Consider the following 17,098-nt stretch of genomic DNA (forward strand, 5'->3'; position numbering starts at 1 on the left):
TTGCCGGTCAACACCTTGCTCTCCAGCGTTTCATCGCTGTCATATACATCGTAAGTTACTGCGATACCGTGTTTTTTCTCAAACGCGGCAACCGTCTCGGGATCAACATATTCCGACCAGTTGTAAATGCTCAATACCTTTTGATTATCGGTTTGCGCCGCCTTGTCGGCAGAAGTTTTGTCCGAGCCGCCGCAGCCGGCCAGTGCCAGCGCAGTCAGTACGATAAGGGGCAGATGTTTGGTCATTATCATTCCTTGCGTATCCGGTTGAAAATAGAGAGGCATTATAAAGCAGGCAAGCCCGAGCGGATAGGCTTCATTGTTAAAAGATATCGTCCCGCTTAAGGCCGTCTGAAAGACAGATTGCAATCAACTTAAAACCTTTCTGCCGATAGCTTGAAATATGGTTTTGCGGTAAGATAACGCCCATTCGTTTTTAATCGCAACGCGCCGTCCGGGCCGTCTGAAATCCTTGTAAAAAATTTATCGAGACATTATGAAAACCACCGAACTACGCCAAAAATTCCTGAAATTTTTCGAATCTAAAGGCCACACCATCGTCCGCTCCTCCTCGCTCGTGCCACACGACGACCCGACCCTGCTGTTTACCAACGCAGGCATGAACCAATTTAAAGACGTATTCCTCGGCTTTGACAAACGCCCCTACAACCGCGCCACTACCGCGCAAAAATGCGTACGCGCAGGCGGCAAACACAACGACTTGGAAAACGTCGGCTACACTGCCCGTCACCATACCTTCTTTGAAATGATGGGCAACTTCTCCTTCGGCGACTACTTCAAACGCGACGCGATCCACTTCGCTTGGGAATTCCTGACTTCCCCCGAATGGTTGAACATCCCTAAAGACAAACTGTTGGCGACCGTTTACGCAGAAGACGACGAAGCCTACAACATCTGGTTGAACGAAATCGGCATGCCTGCCGAGCGTATCGTCCGCATCGGCGACAACAAAGGCGCGAAATACGCGTCTGACAACTTCTGGCAAATGGGCGACACCGGCCCTTGCGGCCCTTGCTCCGAAATTTTCTACGACCACGGCGAAGAAATCTGGGGTGGCATTCCGGGCAGCCCTGAAGAAGACGGCGACCGCTGGATCGAAATTTGGAACTGCGTATTTATGCAGTTCAACCGCGACGAACAAGGCAATATGAATCCGCTGCCTAAACCATCCGTTGATACCGGCATGGGCTTGGAACGTATGGCCGCCGTCATGCAGCATGTCCACAGCAACTACGAAATCGACCTGTTCCAAGACCTGCTCAAAGCCGTTGCCCGCGAAACCGGCGCGCCGTTCAGCATGGAAGAACCAAGCCTGAAAGTCATCGCCGACCACATCCGCTCCTGCTCCTTCCTGATTGCAGACGGCGTGATGCCGTCCAACGAAGGCCGCGGCTATGTACTGCGTCGCATCGTCCGCCGCGCCGTACGCCACGGTTACAAACTCGGTCAGAAACAAGCGTTTTTCTACAAACTCGTGCCCGACTTGGTGAAAGTAATGGGTGATGCTTATCCTGAGTTGAAAGAGAAGCAGACGCAGATTATGGAAGCCCTGCGCGCGGAAGAGAGCCGTTTCGGCGAAACGCTGGAAAAAGGCATGGGCTTGTTCAATCAAGTGTTCAACGGCATGAAATTCTTGAAACTGGAAAGCCTGCTGCCGCAAGATGGTGCGGGCAAACCACTGGCATTGAAAACCGCAGAGGGTGTGGAATTCACCGCCGCCTCCCGTGCCGCTTCAGGCAAAAAGCAAATCGTTATCCGTCCCCAAGTTTCAGGTAGCCTGAACGAAGGCATGTATATCGATTTGCAGGCTGCTTTGGAAACCGCCCATATTCCCGACGCGGAAAAACCGTTTGCCGAAGCCTTAAATGCCTATTTGATGGACAACATCGCCAACAGCAAACTCGTTATCGGTGGTGAACACATCTTCAAACTCTACGACACCTACGGCTTCCCTTACGACCTGACTGCCGACATGGCGCGCGAATTGGGCATCGATTTGGATGAAGAAGGCTTCAACCGCGAAATGGATGCACAACGCGCACGCGCACGCGCCGCACAAAGCTTCAAAGCCAACGCCCAACTGCCTTACGAAGGTCAGGATACCGAGTTTAAAGGTTATAGCGAACGCCAAACCGAATCTAAAGTCCTCGCCCTCTACAAAAACGGCGAGCAAGTCAACGAATTGAACGAAGGCGACGAAGGTGCCGTCGTTATCGACTTTACCCCGTTCTACGCAGAATCCGGCGGCCAAGTTGGCGACGTCGGCTATATCTTTGCAGGCGAAAACCGCTTCGAAGTACGCGATACCCAAAAAATCAAAGCGGCCGTATTCGGTCAATTCGGCGTACAAACTTCAGGCCGTCTGAAAGTCGGCGACAGCGTTACCACCAAAGTGGATGACGAAATCCGCAATGCCAATATGCGCAACCACAGCGCCACCCACTTGATGCACAAAGCTCTGCGCGATGTATTGGGCGAACACGTTGAACAAAAAGGCTCTTTGGTTACCGCCGAATCCACCCGTTTCGACATTTCCCATCCTCAAGCAGTAACTGCCGAAGAAATCGCCGAAGTCGAACGCCGCGTCAACGAAGCCATTTTGGCCAACGTTGCCGTCAACGCCGCCATTATGAGCATGGAAGATGCCCAAAAAACTGGCGCCATGATGCTCTTCGGCGAAAAATACGGCGACGAAGTGCGCGTACTGCAAATGGGCGAGTTTTCAACCGAATTGTGCGGCGGTACACACGTTTCACGCACCGGCGACATCGGCCTCTTCAAAATCATCAGCGAAGGCGGTATTGCCGCAGGCGTACGCCGTATCGAAGCCATCACCGGTCTGAACGCACTCAAATGGGCGCAAGAACAAGAGCGTTTGGTTAAAGACATTATTGCCGAAACCAAAGCCCAAACTGAAAAAGACGTACTGGCGAAAATCCAAGCAGGCGCAGCACACGCCAAAGCATTGGAAAAAGAATTGGCACGCGCCAAAGCCGAACTCGCCGTCCACGCAGGCGCCAAACTCTTGGACGATGCTAAAGACTTGGGCTCAGCCAAACTCGTTGCCGCACAAATCGAAGCCGACGCAGCCGCCCTGCGCGAAATCGTGACCGATTTAACCGGCAAATCCGACAACGCCGTGATTCTTTTAGCGGCAGTAAACGACGGCAAAGTCTCCCTGTGCGCCGGCGTATCGAAACCGCTGACTGCCAAAGTCAAAGCAGGCGATCTGGTTAAATTTGCAGCCGAACAAGTCGGCGGCAAAGGCGGCGGCCGTCCTGACTTGGCGCAGGCAGGCGGTACGGATGCTGCGAAACTGCCTGAAATGCTGAATAGCGTGAAAGATTGGGTTGGTGCGAAGCTGGCTTGATGTAGAAAGGCAGCCTGAAAATGGGAAATTGGTTTTCAGGCTGCCTTTTTAAAAATTTTATTTTTATATTCATGGAGACAAAAATGTATCTACCTAAACCTTCAAGTCAATCTTATCCATCACTTTTACAAGAAATTGAAAAAGGGCAAATTAAAATTCCACAATTTCAAAGAAATTTTGTTTGGTCAGTTTCTGATTCTGCCAAACTGATGGATAGTATTATCAAAGGGTATCCCATAGGAACATTTATTTTCTGGCGCACGAAAGAACAGCTGCGTTCCGTGCGTAACTTGGGCAATATCACATTACCCAATAGCGAAGATGGGGAATACGTTGATTATGTTTTAGATGGGCAACAACGTTTGACTAGTTTATTAGCTTGTTTGCGTGGTGCAATTATTAAACGTGATAACAAAGAAGATGACTTTTCAAAAATTTATATTGACCTAACAGCCGATTACAATCAAGATATTGTTATTACTGATGTATCAAAATTAGATGCTACCAATTACATTAGTATTCTAGATTTACTTAATGCTGATTTAGTAAAATTGGTTTCAGAATATGCTAGCCATGTTGGCAAAATAGATAAATACAGAAATAGTATCAAGACTTATGAGTTTTCTATTGTCCAATTTAAAGAAGCGCCAATAGAAATTGCAACTGAGGTTTTCACTCGGATTAACACAGGAGGAAAATCTCTTACGCTATTTGAAATTATGGTTGCAAAAACTTTTGATGAAAAACAAAATTTTGACTTGTCTGAAAAATTTGAAAAATTGCTAGAAGAATTAAGTGAAGTTGGATACGAAACCATATCTGATGCTTCTATCCTACAAATTATGTCGTTAATTTTACAAGATGAATGCACAAGACATGATATTTTAAAAATTCCTCGCCAAAAATTTATCGATACGTGGAATGATTTAGTCGAAGCTGTGAAAAATGCCGTGGATTACTTCCGTAGTAGTTATCGCATTCCAGTATCTCAATTATTACCCTATAACGCATTACTTGTTCCATTTTCTTACTTTTTCTATAAAGAACCGAATGCCAAACCATCAAAAGAGCAAGCCAAATATCTACAAGATTTTTTCTGGCGATGTGCGTTGGCAGAGCGGTATTCCTCAGCGGTTGAAAGTAAGCTAGCACAAGATATAAAAAGAATTAATAAAATTATTAAAAATGAGAAACCTAATTATGATTGGGATGTTGATAGCTCAGTAGAAGCCATTGAAAAAAATGGATGGTTTAGTGCTGGGAAAAGCTATATTAAAGCAATCTTATGTATTTATGCCTACCAGCAACCAAAATCATTTAGCAATAATGCCAATATTAATATTGGAAATGACTGGTTAAAACAGGCAAATAGCAAAAATTACCACCACTTTTTCCCTAAATCATATCTGAATAAACAAGGAGCAGAAGAGTTCTATATCAATCATATTCTTAATATTACTATTGTGGATGACTTCTTGAATAAAAGAGAAATCGGAGCACAAAAACCGTCTAAATACATGAAAAAATTCCAACAAGAAAATGATGAATTAGATCAAACAATGAAGACCCATTTAATTCCTGATTTAGAAAAATTTGGTATCTGGGATGATGATTATGATACCTTTTTTGAGGAGCGAGCCAAATTGGTGAGTGAAGAAATTAAAAAAAGGTTGTTGGATAAGTAATATATTTATTCTGTTATTAGGCAGCCTGAAAACGCCATTTCCCATTTTCAGCAAGCCGTAGCCCGCACCCCTGTCAACCGCGTGCGTGGCTACGCCACACACCCTACCACTGCGGGCGACGCAAACCTTAAAATTAAGGTGTAGGGTGTGTGCGGTACGCACGCACGCGGTTTTTGTTGCTACCGAATGATTCCAAACCATGCCGTAATCCAGTCAGCAGCAAACGCAGCTTGGGTCATGTACCAACAAAACTCAATATCAAAGGCCGTCTGAATTTCAGACGGCCTTTCTGTTTTCATTTCAAGCTAATATTTAAGCTTTTTATTCAATCATCTGACAATCAATCTTTCTCTACCGTAAAAAACAGTTTTTCCTGTTTCAAAGCATTACCGTCTGCATCGGTCAATGCTGCTTCTGCTGCGGAAAACTTGATAACGGCTAGGCTGAGGCTGCCTTGTTCAGTCAGTGCTGTGTTGAGGATGACGCCTGCTTCTTCTTCGCCGACTTTGACGACAATACCGGCAGCTTCTAAAGAGTCGCCGCTTAATACGGTCAGACCGCGTTTGACTTGGCCTCGGTATTGGGCGCGGGCGATGATTTCTTGGCCGGGGTAGCAGCCTTTACGGAAATGGACGGCGCCGATGATGTGTTGGTTGAGCATTTGGGCAACGGCCGCTTCTTTGGTTGCGGCGCAAATCCACGGATAGCCGCTGCGTATTTCGTGCAGGTTCCATGCGTTTTCGGCTTCTGCTTGATATTCTGCTGCGTTTTCGGCTGCTGAAATTTTCAGACGGCCTGTGTGCGGCAAGGTAATTTCTACGGTGTGTTCTTGAATTTGGGCTGGGAAAGACAGTTGCGGTTCGGTAGCAGGATGTGGTTCTACATTATCTGCCAACTCGCCGCTGACTGCCAAATCAGGCATCAGCTCGAAGACAACTTTTGCACGCAAAACAAACATTCTCAAGCGTTTAACGATGGCTTCGGTCAAATCTTGCGCCATGACCAACAGTAAATCTTCTCCGCGATTGACGACCAGCATATTCGCCAACACACGGCCTTTAGGCGTATTGTATGTGGCATAACATGCCTGACCGGTAGCTAAATTATTAATATCGTTGGACAATTGGCCATGAAGAAATGAAGCTCTGTCTTCGCCGCTGACACGGACAACGCCGAAAAAAGGCAGGCGGGTTTGCATAATCGACTCCTTAAATAGTAGATGCTGAATTATCGCCCAAATTGCCGCTTATTATCAAATAAATAAATTCAGGCCGTCTGAATGTTTCAGACGACCTGTTGTTTGGATTCAAACCATCAAAATTATTTGATGCTGACTTTGCGGATAATCACGGCTTCGGTCGGTACATCTTGATGGAAACCACGTGTCGCTGTTTTCACTTTGCTGATTTTACGAACCACGTCCATGCCGGAAGTGACTTTACCGAAAACGGCATAGCCGTAGCCTTGAGGGGTTTTGCTTTTGAAATTCAAAAAGTCATTGTCGGCTGTATTGATAAAGAACTGGCTGGTTGCTGAATTCGGATCGCCCGTACGCGCCATGGCGATGGTGCCGACGTTATTTTTCAAGCCGTTGTATGCTTCGTTGTTGATGGCTTTATCGGTGGATTTTTGAACCATTTTCTCGGTAAATCCGCCGCCTTGAATCATAAAATTGTCGATAACGCGGTGGAAAATCGTGTTGTCGTAAAAACCTTTTTTGGCATAATTGACAAAGTTTGCCACGGTTTTCGGTGCTTTGGCTTCATCCAGCTCCAGTTGGATGTTGCCCATATTGGTTTCAATCACAGCATGGGTAACCGCTTGCGCTTGCACGGAAAGTGAGAGTGCGAGGGCGCACAGGGTCAGTTTGATGGATTTTTTCATATGTCTTCTCGAATGATGTATTGTGAAAATGGAATATTAACCTTGTTTCGCGTGAAATCCATAAAAAACATGTAAGATTTTTCAAGCAAAAAACATAAGGCAATCAAATCAGGCCGTCTGAAAAGGGATAAAAAACAAATTTTTGCTTTTTATCATTCCTTTTCAGACGGCCTGCTATTACGGTCAAACCGAAATCAGATTAGAAATCCAATTCCGCTTTCAGCCAATAAGTACGCGGCATACCGACAACGGCGAAGCTGCGGTCGTATTGGCCGCGTTGTACCTGCCAGTAGTTTTTGTTGAACAGGTTTTCTACCGAGCTGCTGACGGTCAAAGTATTTTTGCCGAGCTTGGTTTTGTAGCGCGCGCCTACGTCAACCAAAGTGTAAGATGGGAAAGCGTATTGTTTTTGCGTGTCTTGGTAAGACTTGCCGAAATACGAAACATTACCGTTCAAGGTCAAGCCTTTGGCAAACGGGGTATCCCATTCAACGCCTGCTTTGGCAATTACGCGCGGGTTGGCAACTTGTACGCCGCTGACCAGCATATCGCGTGAATTTGGATAGTCTTTCACGGTCGATTGCAGATACATCAGACCCAAAGTCGGACGCAAAGTATTGTTGAGCAAATTCGCGTAGGTGTTGAACTCGATACCGCGGCTACGTTCCATGCCTTGTTCGTCGCCTGCCGCAGCACCGGAACGGGCAAAAGCGGAATTGTTGCCATAGGTCAGCGTTGTTGTTGTTACCCCATTTATTGTCTTGGTGGTTGTCTGACCGCGCCAGTAGCCCGGACGTTTGATTTGGAACGCGTTTAACGTGGTTACGAAATTGCCCCAGTTTTTACGCACGCCCACTTCAAACTGACGGCTGACACGTGGTTTGGACATGGTGGTATGGCCGTCATCATCGGTTTTGATGTCGGCAGGCTCTAAGTCTTCCATGTAGTTGCCGTACACGACCAAGTCAGGTTGCGGTACCCATGCAGCCATCAGCATCGGGCTGAAGCGTTTGGAATCTCCGCTTTGACCTTCTTTTTTATTGGTGTATTCAACTGCTTGGAAACGTCCGCCCAGCGTCAGGCGGTATTTATTGTCGGCAAAGCCCAGTGTATCGGACAAGGCCAAGCTGTTGACTTTGATATTGGCATCCAGGTTTGCTGAGCCTTCCCAGTCTGTCGCGTAATTAGGAACAAAAGAAGCCAGTTGATTTTCAATATTGCCGTTTGCATCAACCTCAACGCGGCTTTTACCTGCAGCCGAACCACGGACAGTCGCACGCTGACGAATGACACGGTCAAAAGCAGTACTCCAGTTATGCGTTACCGGGCCGGTTTCAAATTCGCCGCGCGCGGATAAATTCATACTCAAAGTACGGAAATATTGGTCGGTCAGGCGTGCCGTACCTGTGTGGTATTGGTTGGCACTTGAGCAGGTTGCGGTTTGGCTGCTTGCGCCATCTTTGCCGCAAATAGTTGGAGAAATCAGCGTGCCGTAATAACGCGCCTTGTTGTAGCCGATACCGCCTGTAATCTGTGCATTGTCAAACGCATCCCATTCAAACGTCAGCATATTGGTTTGACCGACGGTGTTTTGCCAGTTCCAAGAAGGCAGCAGGTTGGTTTTACCGTCAGGTGCATCAAACAGACGGCCTTGCAGGTTTTGAATGTCCTGCATACGCGCGCGGCCGCCATTGGTTTTGCGTTTCGCGTAGATGGAATCGAACGCCACGCGCAGTTTTTCGCCGCGGTAGTCGGTATTCAAAGCAAATTCTTTGTTGTCCTCGCTGTAACCGTCGCGCGGGGTGTCGCCGTGGCGCAGTTTGCCGTTGGCGCGCACACCGAATTCTTTGTTTTCGCCGAAGCGTTGACCCAAGTCGAATGTGCCTTGGGCACGGTTGTTGCTGAACCAGCCCAAACCGATTTTGCGGTTGCCTTCATCGGCGGCTTTTTTGGTTTCGATGTTGACGGAACCGGATACCGCGCCTTCAGGGTCCATACCGTTTACGGCAGTGGATGCGCCTTTAATCAGTTGCGCGGAACCGACATGTACGCTGGCCGTGCCTTGCGTGCCGTACATACCTGCCAAACCGTTGACGCTGAATTGGCGCGCATCAAGCTGATAACCGCGGAAATACAGGCCGGTCAAGGTGTTGCTTTCACCGCCAAACTGCCAAGTCGAAGCGTCTTTTTTCGCTACGGCATCCACCAAAGTACGCGCTTCGGTATTGTTGAGGGCTTTTTCGTCGTAATTGACCACGGTAATCGGAGCGGTAAAGGCATTGGCTTTACCCAACACACCCAAATTCACACGGTCGCGCATATCGCCGTCACTGGCAATAGAATACGAGCGTGCGGCCTTCACGCGTTTGGCGTCGGCGTGGACTTTGACTTCCTGCACTTCTGCATATGCTTCGGGAGCAGAGGTGGCTTCATCGGCGGCGTAAGCGAATGCGCTTGCAACCACAAGCGGCATCAGGGCTAATTTGCTGTTCATAAAATACCTTCTGGTTTGAAATATTAATAATTCTTATATCGAGTAAAAAATTACAAAGTAATTTGGTTTTGCGATTATATTTGATAAGATTTCCGCTTTCCACAAAAACAAATAAGAACCGTTTGTAAACACAAAAAATACAACAGTTCAGAAAACTATTATTACAGTTACCATAGTCAAATAAATTTGCCGTCCTTTCAGACGGCCTTTACATCCTTTCAGAGAACACTCCATGCAAAAATGGCAAATCGAGCTTTATTCCACGCCGTCTTGGCTGTTACAGACCTTGTTGATGGTCGCCGCCGCCTCGGCGGTGATTCTGTTTTTGGCACGCGAAACGCGCTTCGGGCGTGAGTTTGCCTATATCCTGCGGCTGTGCCTGACGCCAAAAAGCGCGGTCAAAGTATTGCTGCTGATTACGGCGATGATTGCGCTGCTGCTGACCGAAGTGCGGCTGAATGTATTGAGTACCTTTATGTCCAAAGGGCTTTACGACTCGATGCAGGATTTGAACGCCTCCGCGTTTTGGATGTTTGCAGCGATGAACGCGGGCGTGGTGTTGGTGCGGGCGTTTAACAACGTTGTCAACGACTTTCTCGATCAAGGCTTGGCGATTAAATGGTCGGAGCGGCTCAATGAAGTTTTGACTTCGCGCTGGCTTGCCGACAAAAACTACTACCGCCTGCAAATGCGCCACCATGCACCGGACAACATCGACCAGCGTATCCAACAAGACGCGCAGGATTTCATTGCCTCGACCATAGAATTTGTGCGCGGCATGGTCAATTCGGTCGTTACCTCGCTGGAATTTGCCGTTGTTTTGTGGGGTTTGGCGGGCATCCTGACCGTGTTCGGCTTCGATATTCCGCACGGCATCGTTTGGTTTGTCTATATGTTTGTGATTTTGGCGACCTTTATCGCCATGTGGATAGGCAACCCGTTGATTCGTTACAACTATGAAAACGAAAAACTCAACGGCGACTACCGTTATTCCCTCATCCGCGTGCGTGACCACGCCGAAAGCGTGGCGTTTTACAGCGGCGAAAAACACGAACACGACCAGCTTACCGACCGCTTCAAAGCCATTATCCGCAACCGTTGGCGCATTGCGCGGCAAAGCGTCTGCCTGAGCGGCTTTAACGATATGTTCACCAACGGCATCAAACTCTTCCCCATTATTTTGCAAGCTCCGCGTCTGTTTGCCGGACAAATCAAAATCGGCGACATCCAGCAGACCGTCCAAGCCTTCGCACGACTGCAAAACGCCCTGTCTTTCTTTCGGATGTTCTACAACAAATTTACCGCCTACCGCGCCCGATTGGAGCGTCTGTATGGCTTTTTGCTGAGTACGGAAGAAAAACACACCGCACGACAACCCACCATTACCGAAGTTTCAGACGACCTGATCTTAGAAAACGTTGCCCTATACCGCCACAACGGCGAAGTTTTATTAGACGGTATCAATATCAACCTCAAAAACGGCAACTCCCTGCTGATACGCGGCCCGAGCGGTTGCGGCAAAACCTCGCTGCTGCGCGCGCTGGCGGGGCTTTGGCCGTTTGGCAGCAGCGGCAAAGTCAGCCGTCCGCCGCATCAAGACATCCTCTTCCTGCCGCAACGCCCCTACACGGCGCAAGGCAGCCTGCGCGACGCGATTTGTTACCCCGACATCGACAAACAGCATCCCGAGTTAGCCGAAGCCATGAATACTTGTCGATTAGGTTATCTGGTCGATAAATTAGATAAAACCGATGACTGGCAACACAAACTCTCTCCCGGAGAACTGCAACGCGTCGCCTTCGTCCGCGCCCTGCTCTCGCAGCCCAAAGTCATCCTGCTTGACGAAGCCACCGCCGCCTTAGACGAACCGACCGAAGCCATGCTCTACCGCGCCTTAAAGCACAAACTGCCCGACACCATCATCATCAGCATCGGCCACCGCAGCACGCTCAACGAGTTCCATGATTTATGCCTCGATGTCGGTCATGTACAATGCTGAATTAATGGCATACCAAAGGCCGTCTGAAACAGTGAGAAACGAAATCAAACGATTTTGTCATCGCCGTTTCAGACGGCCTTTTCAAACGCCATGGCATGTTTATTTGCTATACTCTGCATTGTGTTAACGTCGTCTAAAAAATATTTATGAAAACCCTGGCCCTTATTCCACATTACAACCACCCGACCACCATCAGCCACGTTGTCCAAACCATGCGCGGCTTCGGTTTAAACGTTTTAATTGTAGACGACGGTTCACGCGAAGAATGCAAACCTGTATTGCAGGCTTTGGCTTCAGACGGCATTGATGTCCTTTACCGTCCCATCAACGGCGGCAAAGGCGCAGCGGTCAAAACCGGCTTGGAATACGCCGAAGAACATGGCTATACCCACGTCTTGCAGGTCGATGCAGACGGCCAACACTGCTTGAGCGACACACCCAAACTCCTCGCCGCAGCAGAACAAAATCCCGAAGCTGTTGTTTGCGGCTGGCCGCAATACGGCGATGATGCGCCCAAAGCACGGCTTTACGGACGCAAAATTACCGACTTTTGGAATATGCTGCACACTTGGTCATGCGACATCAAAGATGGCATGTGCGGCTTCCGCCTCTATCCGCTTGCACCCGCGCTATCCGTCGTCCGCGAAGAAACCGTAGGCGACCGTATGGACTTCGATACGGAAATCCTTATCCGCCTCTACTGGCGCGACGTCAAACCGGTTTGGATTAAAACGCCCGTCCAATACGCCGCCGACGGCGTGTCCCATTTCGATGCCTTTGCCGACAATGTCCGCATCAGCAAAATGCACACACGGCTGTTTTTCGGTATGTTGAAACACCGATTGGGTAAAGTTTTCGGAAAGGCCGTCTGAAACCATGACCGACAATAAACAAACCCATTGGGCGGCGCAGCCCGAACGCGGCAGCCGCCTGTTTCTCGCTCTGACCACATTGATGGTGCGCTATCTGCCGGCTTTTTTCATGAGGCCGTGCATTTGGTTTGTGGTGCTGTATTTTTATGCAACCGCGCCCAAACCGCGCCGTCATGTTTTACGCTATCAAACCCGTCTTCAGACGGCCTTTCCCCACGCCGTCCTGCCGAAACACGGCGTATTCAAACAATTCGTCGCATTTGGCGAAGCGGTTTGCGACCGTTTTGCCGTGTGGCAACGCAAAATCCGTTATGAAGATTTGGTGATTGAAGATCCGGACGACATCTATTCACAAGTCAAGCGCAACGAACGCGGCCAGATTTTTGCCTGCTCACACTTGGGCAATACCGAAGTTTGCCGTGCGCTGGTGTCGCACCATAAAAATTTCAGACTCAATGTATTGGTGCACAGCAAACACGCGCAGGCATTTAACGAGGCATTGCAAAAAGCCGGCGCAGATCATATCCGTCTGATTCAGGTAACAGATTTGGACACCACCCTGATGATGGAATTGAACCGCCGTATCGAAGACGGCGAATGGATTGCCATCGCGGCCGACCGTGTGCCTGTACGCGGCGAGAAAACCGCCGACATTAATTTCTTAGGCCATACCGCCCCTATGCCGCAAGGTGCATGGCTATTGGCTTCGCTTTTAAAAACGCAGGTAAACACGCTGTTTTGCGTCAAACAAAACGGCTGCTATCATTTGAAACTGCGCCGCTTTACCGATACTTCCAGCTGGAAACGCGGCAACCGCGAGGCTGCCGTCAAAGACGCAATGCAGCGCTTTGCCGACATTTTGGCGCAAGAATGTGCGCAAAATCCGCTACAATGGTTCAATTTTTATGATTTTTGGGGCGAAGACGCCGTCTGAAACCATCACACTTACTCTTTTAAACCATGAAAAAACACATCTACTGCCAATACAGCTTTGAAACCGAAGTTCCTTTTTTTGACGTAGATGCCATGCACATCGTGTGGCATGGCAACTATGTCAAATACCTTGAAACCGCGCGTTGTGCTTTTCTGTCTTCCATCGGTTATGACTACAACGAAATGGGACGGCAAGGGTACAGCTGGCCGATTGTGCAGATGAACCTCAAATACATCCGCCCTGCCCGTTTCGGCCAAAAAATCCGTGTTGATATGGACATCGTTGAAATCGAAAGCTGCCTGCGTATCGATTACACCATTTACGATGCCGAAACCAACGAAAAACTGACCCGCGCTTCGACTACCCAAGCCGCAGTTTCGCTTTCAGACGGCCTGATGCAGTTTCAAACACCGGACAGCTGGTTGGAAGCAGTAAAAAGACATCCGACTTTTAAGGCCGTCTGAAAAATTTAGCGATTAAACAACATATTGCCTGCTTATCAGTATTACCCTTTATAATTTTAAATTTCTGTTTTCAGACGGCCTTTATCCTCAAACCGCACACATTATGCTACTGAACCTCAACCGCTTTGCCTTTCCTGTTTTCTTAAAAGAAACCCGCCTGCTTACCGCCCTCGCCCTGCCGATGCTGTTGGCGCAAGTGGCGCAAGTGGGCATTGGTTTTGTCGATACGGTGATGGCCGGTGGCGCAGGTAAGGAAGATTTGGCCGCGGTGGCTTTGGGCAGCAGCGCATTTTCCACGATTTACATTACCTTTATGGGCGTGATGGCAGCGTTGAACCCGATGATTGCCCAGCTGTACGGTGCAGGTAAAACCGAAGAAGTCGGCAAAACAGGAATGCAGGGCATTTGGTTTGGCTTGTGTTTGGGCATATTCGGCATGCTGTTGATGTGGGCGATGATTATGCCTTTCCGTCATTGGCTGACATTGAACGATTATGTCGAAGACACGATGGCGCAATATATGTTCTTTACCAGCTTGGCAATGCCGGCCGCCATGATACACCGAGCCCTGCACGCCTATGCCTCCAGCTTGAACCGTCCGCGCGTGATTATGTTGGTCAGCTTCGCGGCATTTGTGTTGAATGTACCGCTGAACTATGTGTTCGTTTACGGCAAATTCGGTATGCCTGCTTTGGGCGGCGCAGGTTGCGGCGTGGCAACGGCGGCAGTATTTTGGTTCAGCGCATTGGCTTTGTGGCTTTATATCGCCAAAGAAAAATTCTTCCGTCCGTTTGGTTTGACGGCAAAAATCGGCAAACCCGATTTGGCGGCTTTCAAACAGATTTGGAAAATCGGTGCACCCATCGGCTTGTCTTATTTTCTAGAAGCCAGCGCGTTTTCGTTTATCGTCTTTTTGGTGGCGCCATTCGGCGAGGATTATGTCGCCGCGCAACAAGTCGTCATCAGCCTGTCGGGCATCTTGTATATGGTTCCGCAAAGCGTCGGCTCGGCAAGCACAGTACGCGTAGGCTTTTCGCTCGGGAGACGCGAGTTTTTGCGGGCGCGTTATATTTCAGGCGTTTCATTGGTGTTGGGCTGGGTACTTGCCACCTGCACCGCGCTGCTCTTGGTCATCTTTCGCTTCCAGTTGGCCGGTATGTACACCAACGATGCGGCAGTATTAGGCATTGCCGCAACCGTTTTATTTTTCGCCTCCCTATTCCAACTGGCAGATGCCACCCAATGTATCGCTTCATATGCGCTGCGCGGCTATAAAGTGACCAAAATGCCGATGTTCATCCATGCCGTGGCTTTCTGGGGTTGCGGCCTGTTGCCCGGCTACCTGCTTGCCTATCATGCCGATATGGGCATTTACGGCTTTTGGACCGCGCTGACCGCTTCACTAACGATTGCTGCCATCGCATTGGTATGGTGCCTGGAGCTTTGCAGTAAAGAGATGGTCAAATCACATAAGGCCGTCTGAAATTTCTTTCAGACGGCCTCCATTGATATTTCATTTACGGCTTATTCACTTTTAAGAAAAAAAATGTTTTCAACTTCCATTATAGAAAAACTTGCTTACTATATTTATTGCTTGATTGACCCTAGAGACGGCAATATTTTCTATGTAGGTAAAGGCGTGGGCAATCGCGTTTTCCATCATGCCCTAGGTTCATTACAAGAAACAGAAACGCCAAGTGATAAAATTGCTTTGATTAGGGAAATACATAAAAGCGGAAACCAGCCCGTGTATTACATTCTGCGGCACAACATCCAAACAGACAAACAGGCTTTTGAATATGAAGCAATGGCAATAGACCTACTCTCCCTAGTCAAGCCGAGCCAGCAGCCGCTGACTAATATTCAAGGCGGCACGCATTCTTCTGAAGTAGGATTGATGAGCTTGTCCGAATTAAAACGAAAATATGATGCGCAAGAATTGAAAACTGATAAACCTATTGTTTTAATTACGATTAATAACGAATACGAGAAACTGAAAAAAGACATCAGATCAGGGAATATTCCTGAAGCCGATAGGCATAAGGAAATTTATGAGCGCACACGGAAATATTGGAAAATCGGAAGTAGGCGTGCAAAAGCAAAATATGCAGTTGCAGTTTATCGCGGCTGGACATTAGCAGTATATGAAATCGAAAGATGGATTTCTGCCGATGATATTATTCAAGGTCGCTGGATGTTTGAAGGCAAGCCGTTGCCAAAAGAGTCCGACATTTATCAAGAAATCGTGAATAAGCTGACCTATTCTTCCCAAGAAAATTATAAAGCCCCCCAAAATCCCATTACCTATCGTAATTGTTAAATAGTAAATTTTCAGACGACCTGAATCCACAAAATTAAAAATCATCATGCAATCCATCCAATACCAAACCGACATCACCCCTTACAACACTTTCGGTCTTCGCGCCAAAGCCCAAGCCTTTATCGCGCTCAAACATGCCGACGAGTTACGCGACATCGTCCGATTGCCCGAGTTCAACCGAGATACTGTTTTATGGCTCGGCGGCGGCAGCAATATCCTTTTGATGGAGGACTATGCCGGTCTGGTTGTGCATATGGAAAACAAGGGAATACGCGAAATTGAGCGTTCAGACGGCCTGGTTTATATCGAAGCGCAAGCCGGGGAAATTTGGCATGATTTTGTTTTGCATACGGTTGGACTGGGTTTAAGCGGGCTGGAAAACCTCAGCCTGATTCCGGGTACGGTCGGCGCGTCTCCGGTACAAAATATCGGTGCATATGGTGTTGAAGCGAAAGATGTTATCCATAGCGTGCGCTGCTTCGATTTGGATACGGAAACCTTTGTCGAGCTTTCCAATGCCGATTGCGATTTTGCTTATCGTGAAAGCCTGTTCAAACAGGAAGGCAAGGGACGTTATGTGATTGTTTCGGTAGTATTTGCGTTAAAAGAGCATTTTGTACCGAACTTGGGCTATGGCGATTTGGCAGCCGCGGTTGCCGAACTGAGCCAAGGCCGAGAGGCGACGGCCAAAGATGTTTCCGATGCAGTGTGTGCAATCCGCAACAGTAAACTTCCTAATCCTAACGTACTTGGTAATGTCGGCAGTTTCTTTAAAAACCCCGTCGTCAGCGCGGAAAAAGCCGCTTCCCTGTTACAGCATCACCCCAATATGCCACGCTATCCGCAGCCTGACGGTTCGGTCAAACTCGCGGCTGGCTGGCTGATTGACCAATGCCGTCTGAAAGGCCATCAGATCGGCGGTGCGGCAGTGCATGACAGACAGGCTTTGGTTTTGGTAAATAAAAACAATGCGTCCGCTCAAGATGTCCACCAGCTGGCACAATATGTTTGTAATACAGTATTTACTCAATTTCAGGTAGAATTACACGCAGAACC

At 48.4% G+C, this 17,098-nt stretch carries 12 protein-coding genes and 1 pseudogene; 9 read left to right on the top strand and 4 right to left on the bottom strand.

Features of this window, described 5'->3' with window-relative positions; translation table 11 throughout:
* Positions 1-245: pseudogene (locus tag ACTHSP_RS10175) on the bottom strand (polyamine ABC transporter substrate-binding protein); the annotation flags it as partial.
* A gap of 250 nt (positions 246-495) precedes the next feature.
* Here ACTHSP_RS10175 and alaS point away from each other — a divergent pair.
* On the top strand, positions 496-3,390 hold the full coding sequence (gene alaS / locus ACTHSP_RS10180; RefSeq protein WP_440346049.1) for an alanine--tRNA ligase: 2,895 nt from the start codon (positions 496-498) through the stop codon (positions 3,388-3,390).
* Positions 3,391-3,410: 20 nt separating this feature from the next.
* On the top strand, positions 3,411-5,075 hold the full coding sequence (locus ACTHSP_RS10185) for a GmrSD restriction endonuclease domain-containing protein (RefSeq protein ID WP_440346050.1): 1,665 nt from the start codon (positions 3,411-3,413) through the stop codon (positions 5,073-5,075).
* A 340-nt stretch (positions 5,076-5,415) separates the two neighbouring features.
* On the opposite strand, the gene ygfZ is transcribed toward ACTHSP_RS10185, so the two are convergent.
* The 3 genes from ygfZ to ACTHSP_RS10200 all read right to left on the bottom strand — a co-directional run bounded on the left by ygfZ (position 5,416) and on the right by ACTHSP_RS10200 (position 9,453).
* On the bottom strand, positions 5,416-6,273 hold the full coding sequence (ygfZ, locus tag ACTHSP_RS10190) for a CAF17-like 4Fe-4S cluster assembly/insertion protein YgfZ (protein WP_440346051.1): 858 nt from the start codon (positions 6,271-6,273) through the stop codon (positions 5,416-5,418).
* Positions 6,274-6,395: 122 nt separating this feature from the next.
* Positions 6,396-6,959 carry a peptidylprolyl isomerase gene (locus tag ACTHSP_RS10195; protein WP_440346052.1) on the bottom strand — a complete coding sequence of 188 codons (564 nt, stop codon included), beginning with the start codon at positions 6,957-6,959 and terminating at the stop codon, positions 6,396-6,398.
* A 199-nt stretch (positions 6,960-7,158) separates the two neighbouring features.
* The gene (locus ACTHSP_RS10200; RefSeq protein ID WP_440346053.1) at positions 7,159-9,453 is read right to left on the bottom strand and encodes a TonB-dependent receptor; all 2,295 of its coding nucleotides are present in this window, start codon (positions 9,451-9,453) and stop codon (positions 7,159-7,161) included.
* 232 nt (positions 9,454-9,685) lie between these two features.
* Between ACTHSP_RS10200 and ACTHSP_RS10205 the strand changes: the two genes are divergently transcribed.
* The 7 genes from ACTHSP_RS10205 to murB form a co-directional block, all read left to right on the top strand.
* A complete protein-coding gene (locus tag ACTHSP_RS10205) occupies positions 9,686-11,452 on the top strand; it encodes an ABC transporter ATP-binding protein/permease (RefSeq protein WP_440346054.1) in 1,767 nt (588 codons plus the stop codon).
* A gap of 146 nt (positions 11,453-11,598) precedes the next feature.
* Positions 11,599-12,324 (top strand): glycosyltransferase family 2 protein, encoded by a 726-nt coding sequence (locus ACTHSP_RS10210; RefSeq protein ID WP_314513700.1) that lies wholly within the window; start codon positions 11,599-11,601, stop codon positions 12,322-12,324.
* 4 nt (positions 12,325-12,328) lie between these two features.
* A complete protein-coding gene (locus tag ACTHSP_RS10215; protein ID WP_314513703.1) occupies positions 12,329-13,258 on the top strand; it encodes an LpxL/LpxP family acyltransferase in 930 nt (309 codons plus the stop codon).
* Positions 13,259-13,284: 26 nt separating this feature from the next.
* Positions 13,285-13,722, top strand: a complete 438-nt coding sequence (locus tag ACTHSP_RS10220; RefSeq protein WP_314513705.1) for an acyl-CoA thioesterase — start codon at positions 13,285-13,287, stop codon at positions 13,720-13,722.
* 103 nt (positions 13,723-13,825) lie between these two features.
* Complete coding sequence (locus tag ACTHSP_RS10225; RefSeq protein WP_314513707.1) at positions 13,826-15,205, top strand: MATE family efflux transporter; 1,380 nt, start codon at positions 13,826-13,828, stop codon at positions 15,203-15,205.
* A 63-nt stretch (positions 15,206-15,268) separates the two neighbouring features.
* The gene (locus ACTHSP_RS10230; protein WP_440346055.1) at positions 15,269-16,042 is read left to right on the top strand and encodes an LEM-3-like GIY-YIG domain-containing protein; all 774 of its coding nucleotides are present in this window, start codon (positions 15,269-15,271) and stop codon (positions 16,040-16,042) included.
* Positions 16,043-16,088: 46 nt separating this feature from the next.
* Positions 16,089-17,098 (top strand): UDP-N-acetylmuramate dehydrogenase (gene murB, locus ACTHSP_RS10235; protein ID WP_440346056.1); only part of this gene is annotated, 1,010 nt, incomplete at its 3' end.

This window comes from Neisseria sp. P0001.S005 (assembly GCF_051963715.1).

What these genes read in the sequence shown, in the direction of transcription:
- ACTHSP_RS10230 (WP_440346055.1), top strand. Translation starts at nt 15,269, where the DNA reads ATGTTTTCAACTTCCATTATAGAAAAACTTGCTTACTATATTTATTGC.
- ACTHSP_RS10215 (WP_314513703.1), top strand. Translation starts at nt 12,329, where the DNA reads ATGACCGACAATAAACAAACCCATTGGGCGGCGCAGCCCGAACGCGGC.
- ACTHSP_RS10210 (WP_314513700.1), top strand. Translation starts at nt 11,599, where the DNA reads ATGAAAACCCTGGCCCTTATTCCACATTACAACCACCCGACCACCATC.
- ygfZ (WP_440346051.1), bottom strand. Translation starts at nt 6,273, where the DNA reads ATGCAAACCCGCCTGCCTTTTTTCGGCGTTGTCCGTGTCAGCGGCGAA.
- ACTHSP_RS10185 (WP_440346050.1), top strand. Translation starts at nt 3,411, where the DNA reads ATGGGAAATTGGTTTTCAGGCTGCCTTTTTAAAAATTTTATTTTTATA.
- ACTHSP_RS10200 (WP_440346053.1), bottom strand. Translation starts at nt 9,453, where the DNA reads ATGAACAGCAAATTAGCCCTGATGCCGCTTGTGGTTGCAAGCGCATTC.
- ACTHSP_RS10220 (WP_314513705.1), top strand. Translation starts at nt 13,285, where the DNA reads ATGAAAAAACACATCTACTGCCAATACAGCTTTGAAACCGAAGTTCCT.
- ACTHSP_RS10205 (WP_440346054.1), top strand. Translation starts at nt 9,686, where the DNA reads ATGCAAAAATGGCAAATCGAGCTTTATTCCACGCCGTCTTGGCTGTTA.
- ACTHSP_RS10195 (WP_440346052.1), bottom strand. Translation starts at nt 6,959, where the DNA reads ATGAAAAAATCCATCAAACTGACCCTGTGCGCCCTCGCACTCTCACTT.
- ACTHSP_RS10225 (WP_314513707.1), top strand. Translation starts at nt 13,826, where the DNA reads ATGCTACTGAACCTCAACCGCTTTGCCTTTCCTGTTTTCTTAAAAGAA.
- alaS (WP_440346049.1), top strand. Translation starts at nt 496, where the DNA reads ATGAAAACCACCGAACTACGCCAAAAATTCCTGAAATTTTTCGAATCT.